Origin of the sequence: Streptomyces sp. NPDC020192, assembly GCF_044388685.1 — a bacterium.
Lineage (GTDB): Bacteria > Actinomycetota > Actinomycetes > Streptomycetales > Streptomycetaceae > Streptomyces.
The window spans coordinates 17,195-35,870 of the sequence record NZ_JBIRXG010000029.1; the positions used below are offsets into that span (position 1 = coordinate 17,195).

The following is an 18,676-nucleotide window of genomic DNA, read 5'->3' on the forward strand; positions in this document are numbered from 1 at the left end:
GATCCCAAGGGTTGGGCCGCGCATGTGACGAGGGAGTCCACAGTCGGGTTGTGACACCAGACATGGACTCCCTCGCGACCGCACTCTACGTCAGGACCGACGACCTGCTGCAGGGTTCGCCGCAGCTCGCCCCGTGGCGGCCGGTGGTCGGCCTCACACCGCAGCTCAGCGATGCCGAATTGGTGACGCTGTCGATGATGCAGGTCATGCTCGGCTACACCTCCGAGGCCCGGTGGCTCCGGCATGCCCGAAACCACCTGCGGCATCTGTTCCCGTACCTGCCGAAGCAGCCCGGCTACAACAAGCGGCTACGGAAAGCGGCCGAGCTGATCCGGCACGTCACGCGCGCGTTGGCCATGGACACCGCGCTGTGGACCGACGACGTATGGGTAGTGGACTCCACACCGGTCGAGTGCGGCCGCTCCCGGGAGACCGTCAAGCACTCCGACCTGGCCGGATGGGCACAGTACGGCTACTGCGCCAGCCACACGCGCTACTTCTGGGGACTTCGGCTGCACCTGCTGTGCACGCTGGGCGGGCTGCCGGGCGCATTCGCGCTGACCGGGGCGAAGGCCGACGAGCGCGAGACGCTCCTCGACATCTTCGCCACCGAACCGATGCTCGTCACCGACCGCCCACCTGGACAGACGCTGATCGGCGACAAGAACTACTTCGGCCGCGAGTTCGAGTCACAGCTCGCCGACTTGAACATCGAACTGCTGCGCCCGGCCCGCAAGGGCGAGGCCGAGCGGGCCGGATCAAAGCTGTTCAAGCCGCTGCGGCAGGTCATCGAGTCGATCAACGAGTCGTTCAAAGGCCAGCTCGACCTCGAGCGGCACCGCGGCCGAACCCCCAACGGCGTGATCGCCCGCGTGCTCCAGCGAGTCCTCGCGCTGACCGCCGCCATCTGGCACAACGAGCACGCCGGCCAACCCGTCATGCGGTCGCTGACCGCGTATGACCACTGACGGCTTGGAATAGATCATCTAGACAGTCGCAGTCGGCGTCGACCGTCAGGCAGCCTGGCATGGCTACTGTGTCTCGGCGCTGAAGCTCGTGCCGGTCGTGAGTGACGGTTGGTCAGTGCACAGGCCGGAGCCGAACGCGGCTAACTCGTGGTCGGCGATCGTTCTTCTCATCCTGCCCTACCGTCTACGCGGCACAAGTCCGGTGTCGAAGGCGATGATCGCCAGGTGGACGCGGTCCCGAGCCTCGAGCTTGGCGAACAGGCGCGCGACATGAGTCTTCGCCGTCGCCGCGCTGATCACCAGCCGCTCGGCGATCTCACCGTTCGACAGTCCCTGTCCGACCAGTGCCAGCACCTCGCGCTCCCGGTCGGTGATCCCCGCGATGAGACTCGAGTCCGCGGCGGGCTCGGCGTCCGGTTCGGGGGCCGCGGGGCCGGACGTTCCGGCGAAGTCCGCGATCAGCCGTCGGGTCACGCTCGGCGCGATCAGCGCGTCGCCGGCCGCCACCACGCGGATCGCGTCCAGGATCGCGTCCAGGGCCATGCTCTTGAGCAGAAATCCGCTGGCCCCGGCGCGGAGTGCGCCGTAGACGTACTCGTCGTCGTCGAAGGTTGTCAGCACCAGCACCTTGGGCGGGTCCGGTTCGGCGGTCGCCTGCCGGGTCGCCTCGATCCCGTCCATGCCCGGCATCCGGATGTCCATCACCACGACGTCCGGCCGCAGCTCACGTACCAGGCGCACCGCCTCGCGGCCGTCGCCGGCCTCGCCGACCACCTCCAGGTCGTCGGTGTTGCCGATCAGGATGGCGAGCCCGACCAGCATCAGGGGTTGGTCGTCGGCCAGCAGCACTCGCACGCTCATGCCGGGAGGCTCGCCGTCACCCGGAATCCGCCTTCCGGACGCCGGCCCGCGCTGAACTGGCCGGACAGCAACGTCACTCGCTCGCACATGCCGAGCAGGCCGAAGCCGCTCCCGCCGGCCGCGGAGTGCCTCGGACGGCCCGGCCCGCCGGAACCGTCGTCCCCGTCGTCCACCACCTCGATCCTCACTCCTTCCGGCTCGTAACCGACCGCGACCCGGCACGTTCGCGCCCCGGAATGCCGCACCACGTTGGTCACCGACTCCTGGATGATCCGGAATGCCGACAGCTCGATCTCCGGCGGCAGTGGACGCCGCTCGCCCTGCCAGGTCACGTGGACCCGCACCCCGGCGTCGGCCGTGCGTTCGGCGAGCCGCGGGACGTCGGCCAGGCTGCCGGCCGGCGCCAGCGGAGCGGCCCGCGGCATGGCGTCGTCCGGCTCGGCGCGGCGTAGCGCCCCGAGCATGCGCTGCAGCCCGAGCAGCGTCTCCCGGCTGGTGGTCTCGATGCCGGTCAGCGCCCGCCGCGTCTGCTCGGGCTTGGTCTCCACGACCCGCGCCGCCGCTCCCGACAGCACCGTGATGATCCCGATGCTGTGCGCGACGCTGTCGTGCAGTTCACGGGCGATCCGCAGCCGCTCGGCCATGACGGCGCGGGCCTCGGTCTGCTCCTGCAGGGCTTCGAGGTACTCACGGCGTTTGCGATACACCCCCCCGAAGACCCACGCGACCGCGAACCACAACGCGAGCCCCCCGGTCCACTGGGCCGCGTCGCCGACGGTCTCCCCGGGGTAGCCGTGGATGTCGTTGACGAACGCGGCCGCGACGCCCGCGACGGAGCCGACGGCGGCAGCCTTCGGCCGCCGGGCGGCGAGGTACCCGCCCAAGGCGACGAGCAGGACGAACACGATCAAGGGCCGCGCGCCGAAGGCCTCGCCGAGGACTGATTCGCCCAGGATCACCGCGAAGACGGTCGCCGGCAGACGGCGCACCAGCAGAACCGGAAGGGCGAGCACGACGTACAGACCCAGCATCTGGACGGGCTCGAGGTCGGGGAACCGGAACAGGCCGTCCTCAGGGGTCGGCATCGTCCAGGGGAGCAGCATCGCGTAGAAGCAGGCGGTGGCCGGCACCACGGCCTGTGACATCAGCCAGGTCACGCGCTTCGATGTCGAGAGACGCTGGAGAAGCTCTTCCATACGGAGATCGTATTCAGTGGCGTCGGCTCTGCGCGTCGCCCCGGGGATGTACGCGGGGTACGCCGCCGGGCCGATGGCCTGGGGAGAGGTGACATCCGCCGGCCGACGCGATGGGGCATGGTCCGTTCCTAGGTTCATGGCCATGACCAATGCACCGATGATCGCTCTCCAAGATGCGACAAAGAAGTACGACGACGGCCCGCCCGCGCTGGCCGGTGTGACCTTGTCCGTGGCGTCCGGTGATTGCGTGGCGATCCTCGGCCATTCCGGCAGTGGCAAGTCCACGCTGCTGAATCTGATCGCCGGTCTGGACAAGCCTTCCAGTGGCACCGTGACCGTCGATGGCACCCGCGTCGATCAGCTCGGTGAGGCCGGTTCGGCGAAGTACCGCCGGGCCTCGATCGGCATGATCTTCCAGTTCTTCAACCTGCTCGACGACCTGACCGTGTTGGACAACGTCATGGTTCCGGCGCAGCTGGCCGGGATGGGCAAGGGCGAAGCGAAGCGGCGGGCCATCGAGCTGCTCGGCTCGCTGGGCATCGACCGGCATGCCAAGGCCTACCCGCAGCGGCTGTCCGGCGGGCAACGGCAGCGGGTGGCGGTGGCCAGGGCCCTGATGAACAAGCCGGCGCTGCTGCTGGCCGACGAGCCCACCGGCGCGCTGGACTCGAGCTCGGCCGAGGACGTGCGCCAGCTGCTGCTCGACCTGAACAGCGAGGGCCAGACCATCCTGCTGGTCACCCACGACGTGCAGCTGGCCGCGAGCACCGCGCGCCGCACGATCGAGTTGGTGGACGGCGCGGTCGAGCGGGACGTCATCAACGACGGCAGCGGTGCCGGCCTGGCCGCCCGCACGCCGCTGACCCGTCCGGCGGGAGCGGTCGGATGACACTGCGCAAGCCGCCGATGCCCCGGCGCCTCTTCGAGGTCGGATTCCTTGCCATGGCCCGCCCGCTGCTGGCGGTGAGCGGGTGAGCGCCCTGGGCAAGGTCGTACGCTCCGGCGTGGGCCGGCGCCGCCTGCAGTCCCTCGTCATGGCCCTGACGACGTTCGCCGCGGTGACGTCCTCAGTACTCTCCCTCGGCCTGCTGGCCGTCGTGCAGACCCCGTTCGACCACGCCTTCAGTGCTCGGAACGGGGCGCACCTGGCGGTCCAGTTCGACGGCTCGAAGGCCACGGCCGCGCAGGCCGCCGCCACCGCGCACGCCGCCGGCGTCACCGAGGCGGCCGGACCGTACCCGATCGCCGCCGCCCTGGACACGACCGTCGGCACGGACTGCCCCAAGAAGGATTTCGCCGGTCACGACAACGGTCCGATCACCGTAACCACCCGGCCCGACCTGGGTAGCACCTCCGGGATGGACCAACTCGTGCTGACCCAGGGGCGCTGGCCGACCAGCCCGGGCGAGATCGCCCTGCCGTGGCAGCACTATGCCACCGTCTGCTTCGGCGATTCGGTGGTGTTCTCCTCCCTGCCGGGCAAGCCGTCGTTCAAGGTCGTCGGCTTCGGCGGCTCGGTGACCAACAGCGCGACCGCCTTCGCCACCGCCGACGGTTTCGCGCGGCTCACCGCCGCCGGTGCCAAGTCCGACGAGCAGATGCTCTACCGGTTCGCCAAGGCCGGGACCGACGCCGACATCGCCACCGACAAGCAGACAGTGGCCGCCGCTGCGCCGGCCGGCGCGGTCGAGGGCGCACAGTCGTACCTGACCGCGGAAGAGCAGGCGACCGGCAACGCCAAGGCCTACGTGCCGTTCCTGACCGGCTTCGGGATCCTCGGGCTGTTCATGTCGGTGCTGATCATCGCGATCGTGGTCAGCGGGGCTGTGGCCTCGGGAATCCGGCGCATCGGGATTCTGAAGTCGTTGGGCTTCACCCCGTCGCAGGTGGCCCGCGCCTACACCGCGCAGGCCATGATCCCGGCGACACTCGGCCTGGTGCTCGGCACGGTTTTCGGCAACCTCCTGGCTGTGCCGATCCTGGACGGGGCCACCAAGCAGCTCGGCGCGGCCAGTGCCACGATTCCGTTGTGGGTCAGCGCCGTGGTGCCGCTGGGCACCCTGCTGATCGTCGGCACCACGGCTTTGATCCCGGCACTGCGGGCCGGCCGGATGCCGACGGTGCAGGCCCTGGTGGCCGGCCGCGCCCCCAGGGCCGGGGGCGGCCAGACGGCGCAGCGTCTTGCCTCGCGGCTGCCGCTGCCCCGGGCCATGTCGCTGGGTCTGGCCCAGCCCTTCGCCCGGCCGGCCCGGGCCGTACTGGTCGGTGCGGCGGTGCTGTTCGGCGTGGTGAGTGTCACGTTCGCGGTGGGGCTGGAGACCGGGTTCAACAGGTACCTGGACACCAGCACCTCGGGCTTCAACGTCGCGTCGAAGATCGTGGAACCCACAGCCGACGTAGGCGTGCCCTGGGGTCTCTACGGCCCCAACGACCCGCGCAACCCGCACCTGGACGCCGCCAAGGTGGCCGCCGCGCTCGCCAAGACCCCGGGCACGAAGACCGCGTTCGGCTGGGGCGACAGCGGCGCGACCATGGTCGGCGCCCCGCTCGGCGGCGAACCGGCGAAGGTGTTCACGGTCACCGGCGACTTCTCCTGGACGCACCTGGAGCTGCTGTCCGGCCGCTGGTACTCGGCGCCCGGCGAGGCCGTGGTCGGCGACAAGCTGGCCACGGCGGCGGGGATCCATGTCGGTGACGACGTCACCGTGGTGCAGCAGAACAAGCAACTGCCGCTGAAGGTCGTCGGCATCAACTTCGACACCAACCAGGGCGACTACACGGTCATGACGGATGCTGCCACCTTCACCGCCGCCGGTCTGACCCCGCACATCGACCAGTTCAACGTCGAGCTGGCCGACAACGTCAGCGGAACGGACTGGTCCACCGCAGCCGCCGCCGCGCTGACCCCGCTGAACGCCTCGGTCCAGCCGAACGACGGCGGGGGCAAGAACATCATCGTGATCACCATGGGCGCCCTGGTGGCCACGCTCACGCTGATGATGATGGCGGTCGCCGCGCTCGGGGTGCTGAGCATGGTGGTGCAGGACACCCGGGAACGGGTCCATGATCTGGGGGTCTTCAAGGCCCTCGGGATGACACCCAAGCAGACCATCGCGATGGTTCTGACCTCGGTGACACTCACCGGCCTGATCGCCGGGCTGATCGGGGTCCCGCTCGGGGTCGCGGTGGAGAAGGCGACGCTGACCCCGATGGGGAACGCGATCGGCCGGCACCTGCCGCCGAGCGTGTCCCACGTCTACACCGCCGGGCTGCTCATCCCCCTGCTGGCCAGCGGGATCGTGATCGCCCTGCTCGGCGCACTGCTGCCGGCCAGCTGGGCGGCACGGACCCGGACCGCCACCGCGCTGCGGACCGAGTAGGACCGGTAGAGCTGTCGCTCGCAGCGCTGCCGGGCATATCAAGAACGGAACGCCGACCTCCCCGACACCTTCGGGGAGGTCGGCATTCCGGAGTTTTGGGGCCGTCTACATCATGTCCGGACCGAGTCCCTCGACGAATGATGAGAGAAGGTCGGTTCCGCTGGTCAATCGGGCCGCGGTCGTCAACATCGGTGCAGGCCTGGGGCTGGCAGACGTACGCGTGGTCCGGCGGGAACTGGGACAGCCGCGCGCAGTTGCGGCAGGTCCAGAACGACATCACGGTCGCCGGGCATGACGCGGACCTCGACCAGGCGATGGCCGCCGACTTCGGGCAGTGGGGCGGCAAGGGCGGCGGCGGTGTCATCCTGCCGTCCTGACCGAACATCACCGACGGCATGACGGGGCCCAGCGTGCAGGCGGCGCAGTATCTTCTGCGCTACCACGGTGCCTCGATCACCGCCGACGGCCAGTTCGGGCCGGCCACCCTCGCCGCGACCAAGAGCTTCCAGTCCGCGGACGGCTTCGGCGTGGACGGCCAGATAGGCCCGCAGACCTGGTCGGCGCTGATCGTCCAGGTCCAGGCGGGCTCCAGCGGCGACGACGTCCGGGCCGCCCAGGTGGAGCTGAACCGGTTCGGCTACGGCCCCGCTGTCGACGGCAGCTTCGGCTCCGGCACCGACAGCGCCGCCCGGGCTTTCCAGTCCGGGCACGGCCTCGGCGTGGACGGCCAGGTGGGACCGCAGACCTGGCAGATGCTCGTCGGCAGCTGACCGCCGAGCCCCTCCGGTGGCCAGTGTGCGGGGCGGGGTGACCGCGACGGTTCGTTCGTCCCGCACTCGCTCGCCGCGGCGGAGACAGGCCCGCTTTCCGGGGTCTTCGAAGTTGAGCGGTGCTCGGCTCGCTGACGCGACGTCACGCTCGGGCGCCGGGGGCGGGGCGGGGCGGGGCGGGGCGGGGCGGGGCGGAAGAGCAAACGTGAACCACCCCCGACGCGATTGCAGCTCGCGGAGGTGTCGCAGGACTTCCTCACTACGGCCTACGCGGCCACGAATGCGTGAGATATGTCTTTTCGCCCTGCTTAACGAAGATGAAACGGCGGCCGCCGCATTCCGTAAAGAGGGTTCGCGACGATCGGGCACTTACACCGCCCAGCGCAACATCCGGAGCCAGATCGCGTGACTACTACAGAATCCGCCCACACGCCCCTCGGCGGACCCGGCACGGGCGCCACCCCCGAGCCCAAGCGCCTGCGCACCGGGGCGCTGGGCATGTGGGGCGTCGTCTTCACCGTGCTGGCCACGGCCGCTCCCATCACCGCCATGACGGGCAACGTGCCCATCGCGATAGGCTCCGGAGCCGGCACGGGGACCCCGGCCACCTTCATCTTCTGCACCGCCGTTCTGGTGATCTTCACCATCGGCTACTCCGCGATGGCCCGGCACATCACCGCCACCGGCGCCTTCTACGGTTTCATCACCCGCGGCCTGGGCCGGGTCGCCGGGCTGGCCAGCGGCCTCATCGCGACCCTTGCCTACGTGGTCTTCGAGGGTTCGCTGATCGGGATCTTCGCGTCCTTCTTCAAGACGGACGTGGAGACCTTCGGCGGGCCGAAACTGAGCTGGATCGTCTACGCGCTCTTCGGCATCCTCGCCATCGCGGTACTCGGCTACTTCGACATCGAGCTCTCCGGGAAGGTGCTGGGAGTCTTCCTGGTCGCCGAGGTGCTGATCCTGCTGCTGATGGGCGGCTCGGTGCTCTTCCACGGCGGCGGCCCCGACGGGCTGATGACCGGCTCCCTCGACCCGGCAGGCGGTTTCACCGCGGTGGCCGGCGGCAGCGTGGCGATCGGTCTGTTCTTCGGTTTCTGGTCGTGGGTGGGCTTCGAGACCACGGCGGTCTACGGCGAGGAGTCCCGCAACCCGACCCGGATCATCCCGCGCGCCACCCTGCTCGTCGTCATCGCGCTCGGCGCGCTCTACACCTTCGTCTCATGGATGACCATCGCGGGCAACGGCGCGCACAACGCCGTCACCATCGCCCAGGGCGGTACCGGCAACCCCTTCGACCTCTTCTTCGGCATCACCCAGAAGTTCGTGGGTGTCTGGGCCAAGGACCTCTACCAGGTCCTGACCGTCACCGGCTCCTTCGCCTGCGCGCTGGCCTTCCACAACTCGGCCTCCCGCTACCTCTACGCGATCGGCCGCGAGGGCCTGCACAAGGCCGTCACCCCGCTCGGCGCCACCCACGACAAGCACAAGTCCCCGTGGGTCGCCTCGATCGTGCAGTCCGTGATCACCCTGCTCATCACCTTGTACTTCTTCCTCTTCCAGGCCCCCAGCAAGGCCGCGCCGGACGTGCCGTACTACTACGAGTTCGGCCTGCTGGCGATCATGGGCACGATGGGGATCCTCATCGTCCAGGCGATCTGCTCCGTCTCGGTGATCTGGTACTTCCACGGCGGCAAGCGCCACCCGGAGACCCGTAGCTGGTGGCGGACTCTGCTCTGTCCGGCGGTGGGCGCAGCGGGCATGGCCTACGTCGTCTACCTGCTGTTCAGCAACCTCTCCTTCGCGGCAGGCGCCGCCTCCAACAGCCCCGTCTACACCCTCACCCCCTACCTGGTGATCGGTGTGGGCGTGCTGGGCGCGGTGATTGCGCTCGTGCTCCGGTCCACCGACCGGGCGCGCTACGAGCAGATCGGCAGCACCGTTCTGGCCGAGTCCCACGAGCGCTGAAAGCCCCTCATGCGTACCGCAGAGAGACTTCGGAGAGGTTGACAGCATGGTCTACCGCAGCACCCTGCGTGGCGAGCGGTTCACGTTCGCCACGCTGCCCGAGCTGCTGGCCAAGGCGAACGAGACGAAGTCCGGTGACCAGCTCGCCGGACTCGCCGCACGCAGCGAGCGGGAGCGAGTAGCGGCCAAGCTCGCCCTGGCCGACGTACGGCTGGCCGAGATCGCCGCGACTCCCGTCGTGGAGGACGCCGTGACGGAGGCGGTCTCCGTGCCCGCCGACCCGGCGCGCTTCGCGGAGATCGCCTCGCTCACCGTGGGTGAACTGCGCGAGTCGGTCCTGGAGCCCGGCTTCCGGCAGCGCTGGTCGGGCGGGCTGCACGCGGCGATCACCCCCGAGATCGCCGCCGCCTGCGCCAAGCTGATGAGCAATCTGGACCTGGTGGTGGCGGCTGCCCCGCTGCGCCGTACCACCCGCTGCCGTAACACCATGGGCGGTGCGGGCGTCTTCGGCTCTCGAATCCAGCCCAACCACCCCACCGACGGCGTGCGCGGCATCATGCTGTCCGCGCTGGACGGCCTGGCGTTCGGCTGCGGCGACGCGATGATCGGCGTCAACCCGGCTACCGAGTCCGTGCCGGTGATCGGCGAGGTGCTGCGCGGCGTTCACGAGTTGATCGCCCGGCTGGGCATACCCACCCAGTCCTGCGTGCTGGCGCACGTCACCACCCAGCTGGCCGCACTGGAGGCCGGCGCACCCGTGGATCTGCTCTTCCAGTCGGTCGCCGGGACGGAGGCGGCCAACGCGAGTTTCGGCATCGACCTCGGCCTGCTCGCTCGCGGCCGGGAGGCTGTGCTCGCCCACCACGCCGAACGGGTGGGTGAGTTCGCCGGCGATCAGGTGATGTACTTCGAGACCGGCCAGGGCAGTGCGCTCTCCGCCGAGGCCCACCACGGCGTCGACCAGCTCACCCTGGAGGCGCGGGCGCAGGCGGTGGCCCGGCTCTACGACCCGTTCCTGGTCAACTCGGTGGTCGGATTCATCGGGCCGGAGTACCTGGCCGACTCGGTGCAGATCACCCGCGCGGGCCTGGAGGACCATTTCGTCGGCAAGCTGATGGGCGTACCGACCGGCGTGGACGTCTGCTACACCAACCACGCGGACGCCGACCAGAACTCCAACGACAACCTGCTGGTGCTGCTCGCCTCCGCCGGGTGCACCTTCGTGATGGCCATCCCGGCCGGGGACGACGTGATGCTCAACTACCAGACCACCAGCTACCACGACGTGGTGAGTGTCCGCCGGACGCTGGGGCTGCGCACCGCTCCGGAGTTCGAGTTCTGGCTGGCCGAGATGGGCATCCGCTCCGACGGCCGCCCGGGTGGCGGAGCGCACGCCCTGCCGACCAGCCTGGCCGAGCTCGCCTCCGCCCTGGAGGGCAGTGGAGCCCTGCGCGAACTCCTCCCCGGAGGTGTGGCGTGACGGAGCACCTGGAGCTCTCCGCCCCTTCTGCCGACCCGACGCCCGCGGAGCGAACCGCTGCCTGGCTGCGCGCGGCGACCCCCGCTCGTATCTTCACCGGCCGGGCGGGCAGTTCCTACCGCACCGCCACCCTGCTGGCCCTGCGCGGCGACCATGCGGCCGCACGGGACGCGGTCTCGACGCCACTGGACCTCGACGCCCCCGGGATGGCCGCGCTGGCCGGCCGTTTCCCCTGGACGGTGGTCGCCACCATGGCCGACTCCCGGCACCGCTACCTGCGCCGCCCGGACCTGGGCCGGCGCCTCACCCCGCAAGCGCGGCAGACGATCTCCGCCGAGCACGGACCCGGCCCGGACGTGCAGCTCGTGATCGGCGACGGGCTGTCCTCCACCGCCGTACACGCCCAGGTGCCGGCTCTGCTGCCGCTGCTGCACGAGGGCTGCGCGGTGCGCGGCTGGTCCGTGGGCCGTCCGATCGTGGTGCGGCAGTGCCGGGTCGGAGTGCTCAACGAGATCGGCGAGCTGCTGGACCCGGCGGTGGTCGTGCTGCTGATCGGTGAACGCCCGGGCCTGGCGACGGCGGAAAGCCTTTCCGCGTACCTGGCGTACCGGCCGCGTCCCGGGCACACGGACGCGGACCGCAACCTCCTCTCCAACATCCACCGCGCGGGGATTCCGGTGCGGGAAGCCGCGAGCCGGATCATCGGGCTGGTGGAGGCGCTGATGGCCGAGGGGCGGAGCGGAGTGGCCGTCAAGGAGGCCGTTGCAGTGGAGAGCTGACCAAGCGCCCCGCGGCGGAGCCGCATATCAGGCACAGCCCCGCGCCCCTTCAGGGCGCTGCCGAACCGCAGCGGACTTCGCCCGGCCTGCTCGGTGTCGGGTGGCGCGCCATGAAGGGGTCGTCCGGAGGGCCGGGAGTGGTTCCCGGCCCTCCGTCGCGTTCAGGCGACCCGCGTGAACTCCACGGTCACCTCCGGCGGCCCGCCCGCCACCCCCCGGTACACGCCCTTGTGCGGGGGCACGTCGTCGTAGTCGCGGCCGCGGCCGACCACCACGTGGGACTCGTCGGCGCGGGTGCGGTTGGTCGGGTCGTAGCCGCACCAGTCGCCCGCCCAGTACTCGATCCAGGCGTGGCTCTGCCCGGCGACCGGGCGGTGGAGCTCGGCCTCCTTCTCCGGGTGCAGGTAGCCGGAGACATAGCGGGACGGCAGCCCCAGGCCCCGCAGCAGGGCGATGCTGACGTGGGCGATGTCCTGGCAGACGCCCGTGCCCTGCTCCCAGGCCTCGGCGGCGGAGGTGTTCACGCCGGTGGTGCCGGGCAGGTACGACACCCGGTCGGCGACCAGCGCGGAGACGGCGACGGCCATCTCGTGCGGGTCGAGGCCCGCCGTGACCTCCCGCGCGTGGGCGATCAGCTCCGCCGGGACCGTCGTACGCACCGTCGGGTTCGCGAACTCCAGCAGGCGGGTGCGCGTGGTGCGTTCGGCCACCTCCGCCCAGCCGGGCGGCCCGGGAAGCGGACCGGGCGGGGCCGTCTCGACCAGGCTGGACGCGGTGATGGTGAGGTCGGAGTGCGGGTCCATCAGGTCGAAGCCGGTCACCTGGGTGCCCCAGTAGTCCCAGTACGACCATGTCGTGGCCGCCGGGCCGACGGTCACCCGACCGTCCAGGGCGGTCTGGCCGGGCAGCGTCAGCGGGGTCATGCGGACCTCGTTGTGCGAGGAGACGGCGGCCTGCGCGTAGGAGACGCGGGTGACGTGCCGGATGCGGAGGCGGCGGATTCCCTTGCCGGTCACGCTCACGCCCCTTCCTGGGCCCACTCAAAGGCCCCTCGGTACGGGAAGAACCGTTCCGCCACCGCGTCGGCGGACGTCATGCAATCCTGTTGCAAGTCCCGTAGGAGAACCGGTAGTTGCTTCTCGAGGGCGTGCGAGTCCAGGTACTCCAGGCGGGTACGCAGGCGGCCGATCGGGCGGCGTGCCGGGTCCTGGCGCGAGCGGCCCAGCGCGGTCAGACACTCCTCGGCCGTGGTCAGTGCGTGCAGCGCCGAGCGTGGGAAGTCCCGATTCAGAAGCAGGAATTCGGCCACGCGCGGGGTGTCGCCGGAACTGCCGTAGACGCGCGCGTACGCCTCGTCGGCGCCGCTTGCGCTCAGCAGCGTCGGCCAGTCCGGCGCGTGCGCTGCGTCCAGCACGCGCACGCTCAGCAGCCGTACGGTCATGTCGACCCGTTCCAGACTCCGGCCCAGGACCACGAACCGCCAGCTGTCGTCCCGGCTCATCGTGGAGTCGGCGAGCCCGAAGAAGAGAGCCGCGCGGCGCCGGACGAGCTCCAGATAGGCGTACGGACCCGTACGGCGGGCGGCGAGCCGCTGGTCGGCGAGAGCGTGCCAGGTGGAGTTGAGGCACTCCCACATCTCCGAGGAGACGGCCTCACGGGCGCTGCGGGCATTGAGCCGGGCAGCACCCAGCGCACCCTCGATGGAACCGGTCGAGCCCGCGTCGAACGCGAGCTGGTCCAGCACCTGTTGCATGTCGACCGGTTCCGCCCCCGCGTCCACGCCGAGGATCGCGTACAGCGACCGGCAGGCCGCGTCCTCGTCGCGCCAGGGGTCCTCCAGCATGCGGTGCAGATAGGCGTCGAGGATCCGGCCGGTGGCGTCCGCTCGCTCGACGTACCGCCCGGTCCAGGTCAGCGCCTCCGCTATCCGGGAGAGGATCACGTCGTTCACTGCTGCTGTGCCCCTTCCTGTACGACCGTAGAGGTACCGTCGGGACCCAGCTGGCGGGGAGCGACGTCGGGCAGATCGCCGGAGCCGACAGGGGCCGGCCGTTCGGCGGGGCCCTCGGCGAGTACCCAGGTGTCCTTGGAGCCGCCGCCCTGGCTGGAGTTGACGATCAGGTTGCCCTCCTGGAGGGCGACGCGGGTGAGGCCGCCGGGCAGCACCCAGACATCGTTGCCGTCGTGCACGGCGAACGGGCGCAGGTCGATGTGGCGCGGGGCCATGCGCTCGCCGGCGAGGGTGGGGGAGGTGGACAGGGCGACGGGCCGCTGCGCGATGAAGCCGCGCGGGTTGGTGATGACCGCTTTGCGGGTGCGTTCGAGGGTGTCGGGGTCGGCCTTCGGCCCGATGACGATGCCCTGACCGCCCGCTCCGTCCACGGGCTTGACGACGAGCTGCTCGATCTGGTCGAGCACTGCCTCCAACTGCCCGGGTTCGTCGGGCCGGTAGGACTCCACATTGGGGAGGACGGGTTCCTCGGACAGGTAGTACCGAATCAGATCCGGGACGTAGGTGTAGAGCAGCTTGTCGTCTGCGATCCCGTTTCCGATGGCGTTCGCGAGCGTGACGTTGCCTGCCATCGCCGCGTTCATGATCCCCGGGCAGCCGATCACCGAGTCGGGCCGGAAGTGCAGCGGATCGAGGAAGTCGTCGTCCAGACGCCGGTACACGACGTGGACGGGCACCTCGCCGCGCGTGGTCAGCATCCACACGCGGTTGTTCCGGCACAGCAGGTCGTGCCCCTCCACCAGTTGCACGCCCATCAGCCGGGCGAGCAGCGCGTGTTCGAAGTAGGCCGCGTTGTTGGGCCCGGGGGTCAGTACCACGACCCTGGGGTCGGCGGTCCCGTCGGGCGCGGCGGCGCGCAGGGCGGCCAGCAGGCGGTGCCCGTAACCGTCGACGGGCAGCACGTACTGCTCGGCGAAGAGGGAAGGGAAGATGCGGGTCATCGCACGCCGGTTCTCGATCACGTACGACACCCCGCTGGGCACCCGCACGTTGTCCTCCAGCACCCGGAAGTCCCCGGCCTCGTCACGCACGAGGTCGATGCCGGCGACGTGGATGCGCACACCACCGGGAGGCTCGATCCCGTGCGCGACCCGGTGGAAATGGGGGGAGTTGAGGAGCAGCCGCCAGGGCACGACGCCGTCCTCGAAGGCACGGCAGGGACCATAGGCATCGGCGAGATAGGCCTCCAGGGCCCTGACTCTCTGGCCGACGCCGCGTTGTATGAGATCCCATTCGAGGGCGTCGAGGATGCGCGGCACGAGGTCCAGCGGCCACGGCCGCTCCTCGCCCGCGAAGGCGTAGGTCACACCACGGTCGGTGAACGACCGGGCCATCTGGTCTGCTCTGAAACGCAGTTCACTCGGTGCGATCGGCTGCAGCGCCGCCAGTACCGGCTCATAGGCGGTCCTGACCTCACCCGGCCGCACAAACATCTCGTCCCACGCGTCGGCCAACGCGTATGCGTCGAATATATCCGCCATGAGGGGACGTTAAGTGCGGCTCGTAACGCGACGATCTCTACGTGATTTCCGGCAGCGCACTCGCGGCCGCCCAGCCTGCGGGGTGCCAAAGGTCTCGGGTGCGCCCTGAGTGCGGATTGTCGGATGTTCGGCCTGACTCCCCTCGCATCTGGCCACACCTGGTCCCCGTGCGCCTCCCGTCGCATCACCAGCCACGTCCTGCAATTGCGCAGGTGACGTTGGGGTGTCAGGTCTCCCGGTGCTCGCTCAGAACAGTGCCAGGCCCTCACCGCTGGTGTCCGCGATGACTGGCCGGATCTGGGCAGGGAGGCCGTCCACGCGGTCAGGACCGGCTGCGGCGGCCACGGCAGGGGCCGTCTCGGCCATCGTGCTCGGCCCCGACGCCGGAGCAGGCGGCGTGATGGGCAACCCCCGCGACTACGCCCTGCCCGGCAACCAGGACCCCCACACCCCATGGCCCAACTCGCTCATGCTGCTCACCGCGATCGCCGCTGTCACCGATCGCCTGCGTCTCGCCGCCTCGGCGGTCATCGCTCCCCTGCGGCATCCCCTGCTCCTGGCCCGTGAGCTCGGCACCCTCGACCTTCTCTCCGAGGGCCGTGATCGTGCTGCCCAACGTCAGCTGGAGCCGGGACGAGTACGCGGCACTCGGCGTCCCGTTCTCCCGGCGTGGCAAGCTCCTCGACGAACACCTGGAGATCTGGGCGAAGTTGTGGGGCCCCTCGCCCGTGTCTCACGAGAGCGAGTACTACACCTTCCAGGACGTCTACTTCGAGCCCAAGGCATACCGCCCGGACGGCCCCCGACTGTGCTTCGGTGGCGCGGGCATGCACGACGCGATGGCCCGCAGGATCGTCCGGTACGGCCACGCCTTCAACCCGCTGGGCAAGGTGACGCCCGAGGAGATGCAGACGCTGAAGGCCGCGATGGCCGCCGTGGGCCGCGACATCGCCGACCTGGAGATGATCTGCGGCACCCGCGCCGTGTTCCCCGACGACGACTCCTGCGCCGACCTGGCACAGGCCCTCGAACCCATCCCCGAGCAGCTGGCCCAAGGATTCACCACCTTCTGCGTCAAGCCCTCGCAGTTCACCGACGACCCGAACGGAGTAGGCGCGTTCTGCCGCGAGGTGATGCGCCGCGTGGAGTCCCTGACCGCCTGACGGCGCCGGCCGATGTCCCGCATCGCGGCCCGAGCAGCCCGCTGACGACGAACGGCACCGGGCCACGGAAGAACGAACCGACCGAGCCAAGGACCACAGCATCACGGCTGCACCGGGCCGGCGACCACGCGGACCTGGTGCTGGCTGTGGATCTCGGCACGGGCACGGCGACGGCTCCGCTCCCGGCCGATCCGCCGGGGGCGGCCGCCGGGGCCTGCGGTCTGCTTGCCGTGGACCCCGCCACCGGGGACCTCTTCCTGGCGAAGGCGGCCGGTGCCCCTGAACTGTCTGGGCGGAGCCGTACCCGCACAGGTCGACCTCACGGCCCGGACGGTGACCGCTCTGGACAGCACGTCCGGGTGCAGCCACGGCATCGCCTCGGACGGCTCCGGTTCGCTGTTCAACCTCGCAACCCCGGTGCCCAGCGTCAACATCGTGCCCACCACCGTGCTGGGCGCCGGGACGAGCACCGCGGTACGGCCGCCGACCCGGTCCAGATCCGGCTGGGCAAGGCCGCCGCCCTCGCGGTGGACGGTGCCCACCGGATCGCCGTGGTCTCGTTCCCGACACCGGCGGGCGCGCCGTACTTCGGGTCGGGCATGTGGGTGCCCGACAACAATGCCACCGGCCAGCTCGCGGTGGTGTCCCTCGCGACCGGGACGGTGCTGCGCACCCTGACCGGGGTCACCGCCGCCGGACACGGCGGGGCGGAGAACGCCCTGCAACTGGATCCGGCGACCAGGACCGGCTGGACGTACGGGCCGGGCGACCGGCAGATCCAGCAGTTCGCCTACTGACCGGCGGCCCGCCGCAGCCACGAAAGGGCCCGCCCCTGGCCGGGGTGGGCCCTTTCGTGGCTGCGGATACACGAAGTTAACCCCTGCGACCCGGGCGGGAGACGGGTCCGGCCGACGATCGCCATACCTGTCAAACGACAGGTATTCGTCGACCGATCGGAGGTGCGGTGATGAGCCGGCCCCAGATTCCCCCCGGGCACAGTCCGCACGGCGGCGCCACGACCAGGACCGCTCCCCTCGGCTACCAGCAGGAACTCCGTCGCGGAGTGGGCGGCTTCGCCTCCTTCGCCGCCGGCTTCTCCTTCGTGTCGATCCTCACCACCGTCTTCCAGTTGTTCGGGCTCGGCTTCGGCCTCGGCGGCGCGTCGTTCTTCTGGACGTGGCCGCTCGTCTTCGCCGGGCAGTTGCTGGTCGCGCTCTGTTTCGCCGAACTGGCGGCACGCTGGCCGATATCCGGGGCCATCTACCAGTGGTCGAGCCGGCTGGCTGGCACCACGGCGGGCTGGTTCGTCGGCTTGATCATGGTCATCGGTCAGATCCTCACCGTCGCGGCGGCGGCGATCGCCGCGCAGGCGGTCCTGCCGGGCATCTGGTCGGGGTTCCAGATCGTCGGCGGACCGGGCGCCGATCCGTCGGTCGGCTCCCCGACCGGCGCGCGGAACGCGGTCCTGCTGGGCTGTCTGCTGCTGGCGGTCACCACGGTGGTGAACATCCTGGGCATCCGTCAGATGGCCGCCGCCACCAGCCTCGGCGTCACCGTCGAGATCATCGGCGTGATCGCCCTCGTGCTGGCGCTGTTCTTCCTTCCCGAGCGGGGGCCGCAGGTGGTGCTCCACCACACCGGCTGGGCCGGACACGGCGGCTATGCCGGGGCCTTTCTGGCCTCCTCCCTGATGGCGGCGTACGTCATGGTCGGCTTCGACTCGGCGGGCGAGCTGGCGGAGGAGACCCACAGCCCGCGCCGTACCACCCCCCGCACCATCCTGCGGGCCCTGATCACCTCCGGCGTCGGCGGGGCGCTGCTGATCCTGTCGGGGCTGATGGCGGCGGGCAGCCTGACCGACGGGAAGCTGGCCGCGGGCGGACTGTCCTGGGTGCTCACCGACCGTCTCGGCGCGGTCGTGGGCCGGCTGCTGCTGTGCTGTGTGGCCGTCGCGGTGTTCGCCTGCACCCTGGCCGTGCAGACCTCCGGGGCGCGGATGATGTACTCCATGGCGCGCGAGGGCGCCCTTCCGTTCCACCGGCGCCTCGCGAAGGTCTCGGCCCGCACCGGCACACCGGTCACCACGTCGATCGTGGTGGGTGTCGCGGCCGCCGCCGCGCTCGTCGTGAACATCGGCCAGGCGGCGATCTTCACCGCGCTCTCCAGCCTCTGCATCGCCCTGCTGTACCTGGCCTATCTCGGTGTGACGCTGCCGCTGCTGGTCGGCCGGATCCGGCAGCGGGCCGCCGGCGGGCTGCCGGCGGGCGTCGACGAGACCGGGCGGCCCCTGTTCTCGCTGGGCCGGTGGGGAGTGGCGGTCAACGCGGTCGCGGTGCTCTACCAGGCCGGGATGACCGTCAACCTGGTCTGGCCGCGCGCGGAGATCTACGACCTCACCGGCGGTACCTGGTGGCTGCGTTGGAGCGCCCTGCTGTTCATCGGGCTCAGCCTCGCCGCCGGTGCCGGCTACTTCCTGGCCCGCCGGCTGCACCGCCATATCGAGCTGCGGCACGTGCCGCACACGCACACCGAGCCGCCCCGCGAGGCCGAGGCCGTCGCCGAGCCCGCCTGAGGGTCCGGCGACGCGGACAGCGGCACCGACCACGCACCGACGAAGGGACG

At 70.5% G+C, this 18,676-nt stretch carries 17 protein-coding genes and 1 pseudogene; 12 read left to right on the plus strand and 6 right to left on the minus strand.

The window, feature by feature from the left end:
* The first annotated feature begins 50 nt into the window (after positions 1-50).
* A complete protein-coding gene (locus ACH47Z_RS37890) occupies positions 51-968 on the plus strand; it encodes an IS982 family transposase (RefSeq protein ID WP_399082135.1) in 918 nt (305 codons plus the stop codon).
* Positions 969-1,145: 177 nt separating this feature from the next.
* Here the strand turns inward: ACH47Z_RS37890 and ACH47Z_RS37895 are convergent, their stop codons facing one another.
* On the minus strand, positions 1,146-1,829 hold the full coding sequence (locus tag ACH47Z_RS37895) for a response regulator (protein WP_399082138.1): 684 nt from the start codon (positions 1,827-1,829) through the stop codon (positions 1,146-1,148).
* Complete coding sequence (locus ACH47Z_RS37900; protein ID WP_399082141.1) at positions 1,826-3,025, minus strand: sensor histidine kinase; 1,200 nt, start codon at positions 3,023-3,025, stop codon at positions 1,826-1,828. Before ACH47Z_RS37900 ends, ACH47Z_RS37895 begins: the two co-directional genes overlap by 4 nt.
* A gap of 142 nt (positions 3,026-3,167) precedes the next feature.
* On the opposite strand from ACH47Z_RS37900, the gene ACH47Z_RS37905 reads away from it, so the two are divergent.
* The 7 genes from ACH47Z_RS37905 (at position 3,168) to eutC (ending at position 11,399) form a co-directional block, all read left to right on the plus strand.
* Positions 3,168-3,914 carry an ABC transporter ATP-binding protein gene (locus ACH47Z_RS37905; RefSeq protein ID WP_399082144.1) on the plus strand — a complete coding sequence of 249 codons (747 nt, stop codon included), beginning with the start codon at positions 3,168-3,170 and terminating at the stop codon, positions 3,912-3,914.
* Positions 3,915-3,996: 82 nt separating this feature from the next.
* The gene (locus ACH47Z_RS37910; protein WP_399082147.1) at positions 3,997-6,405 is read left to right on the plus strand and encodes an ABC transporter permease; all 2,409 of its coding nucleotides are present in this window, start codon (positions 3,997-3,999) and stop codon (positions 6,403-6,405) included.
* Positions 6,406-6,596: 191 nt separating this feature from the next.
* Complete coding sequence (locus ACH47Z_RS37915; protein WP_399082150.1) at positions 6,597-6,782, plus strand: hypothetical protein; 186 nt, start codon at positions 6,597-6,599, stop codon at positions 6,780-6,782.
* 18 nt (positions 6,783-6,800) lie between these two features.
* On the plus strand, positions 6,801-7,175 hold the full coding sequence (locus ACH47Z_RS37920) for a peptidoglycan-binding protein (RefSeq protein ID WP_399082153.1): 375 nt from the start codon (positions 6,801-6,803) through the stop codon (positions 7,173-7,175).
* Between the two features lie 405 nt (positions 7,176-7,580).
* Positions 7,581-9,140, plus strand: a complete 1,560-nt coding sequence (locus ACH47Z_RS37925) for an APC family permease (RefSeq protein ID WP_399082156.1) — start codon at positions 7,581-7,583, stop codon at positions 9,138-9,140.
* A 46-nt stretch (positions 9,141-9,186) separates the two neighbouring features.
* On the plus strand, positions 9,187-10,620 hold the full coding sequence (gene eutB / locus ACH47Z_RS37930) for an ethanolamine ammonia-lyase subunit EutB (RefSeq protein ID WP_399082159.1): 1,434 nt from the start codon (positions 9,187-9,189) through the stop codon (positions 10,618-10,620).
* Positions 10,617-11,399 carry an ethanolamine ammonia-lyase subunit EutC gene (eutC, locus tag ACH47Z_RS37935; protein WP_399082161.1) on the plus strand — a complete coding sequence of 261 codons (783 nt, stop codon included), beginning with the start codon at positions 10,617-10,619 and terminating at the stop codon, positions 11,397-11,399. The genes eutB and eutC overlap by 4 nt, the downstream gene beginning before the upstream one ends.
* Positions 11,400-11,560: 161 nt before the next feature.
* Here the strand turns inward: eutC and ACH47Z_RS37940 are convergent, their stop codons facing one another.
* From ACH47Z_RS37940 to ACH47Z_RS37950, 3 genes are read right to left on the minus strand one after another with little or no spacing between them, the layout of a single operon-like run.
* Positions 11,561-12,415, minus strand: a complete 855-nt coding sequence (locus ACH47Z_RS37940; protein WP_399082164.1) for a transglutaminase domain-containing protein — start codon at positions 12,413-12,415, stop codon at positions 11,561-11,563.
* A gap of 2 nt (positions 12,416-12,417) precedes the next feature.
* Positions 12,418-13,350, minus strand: coding sequence for an alpha-E domain-containing protein (locus tag ACH47Z_RS37945; RefSeq protein WP_399082167.1), 933 nt, complete (start codon positions 13,348-13,350; stop codon positions 12,418-12,420).
* The gene (locus ACH47Z_RS37950; RefSeq protein ID WP_399082170.1) at positions 13,347-14,891 is read right to left on the minus strand and encodes a circularly permuted type 2 ATP-grasp protein; all 1,545 of its coding nucleotides are present in this window, start codon (positions 14,889-14,891) and stop codon (positions 13,347-13,349) included. Before ACH47Z_RS37950 ends, ACH47Z_RS37945 begins: the two co-directional genes overlap by 4 nt.
* A 469-nt stretch (positions 14,892-15,360) precedes the next feature.
* Here ACH47Z_RS37950 and ACH47Z_RS37955 point away from each other — a divergent pair.
* Together ACH47Z_RS37955 and ACH47Z_RS37960 are read left to right on the plus strand one after the other, a co-directional pair.
* Positions 15,361-15,432, plus strand: a pseudogene (locus tag ACH47Z_RS37955) (hypothetical protein); the annotation flags it as partial.
* Positions 15,433-15,496: 64 nt separating this feature from the next.
* Positions 15,497-16,054: an LLM class flavin-dependent oxidoreductase gene (locus ACH47Z_RS37960; protein WP_399082173.1), complete on the plus strand. Its 558-nt coding sequence runs from the start codon at positions 15,497-15,499 to the stop codon at positions 16,052-16,054.
* A 101-nt stretch (positions 16,055-16,155) separates the two neighbouring features.
* On the opposite strand, the gene ACH47Z_RS37965 is transcribed toward ACH47Z_RS37960, so the two are convergent.
* Entirely contained in the window at positions 16,156-16,596 is a 441-nt protein-coding gene (locus ACH47Z_RS37965; protein ID WP_399082176.1) for a hypothetical protein, read from the minus strand.
* Positions 16,597-16,605: 9 nt separating this feature from the next.
* Between ACH47Z_RS37965 and ACH47Z_RS37970 the strand changes: the two genes are divergently transcribed.
* Together ACH47Z_RS37970 and ACH47Z_RS37975 are read left to right on the plus strand one after the other, a co-directional pair.
* Complete coding sequence (locus ACH47Z_RS37970; RefSeq protein WP_399082266.1) at positions 16,606-16,851, plus strand: hypothetical protein; 246 nt, start codon at positions 16,606-16,608, stop codon at positions 16,849-16,851.
* Positions 16,852-17,021: 170 nt separating this feature from the next.
* On the plus strand, positions 17,022-18,626 hold the full coding sequence (locus ACH47Z_RS37975) for an amino acid permease (RefSeq protein ID WP_399082179.1): 1,605 nt from the start codon (positions 17,022-17,024) through the stop codon (positions 18,624-18,626).
* Positions 18,627-18,676: the final 50 nt, after the last annotated feature.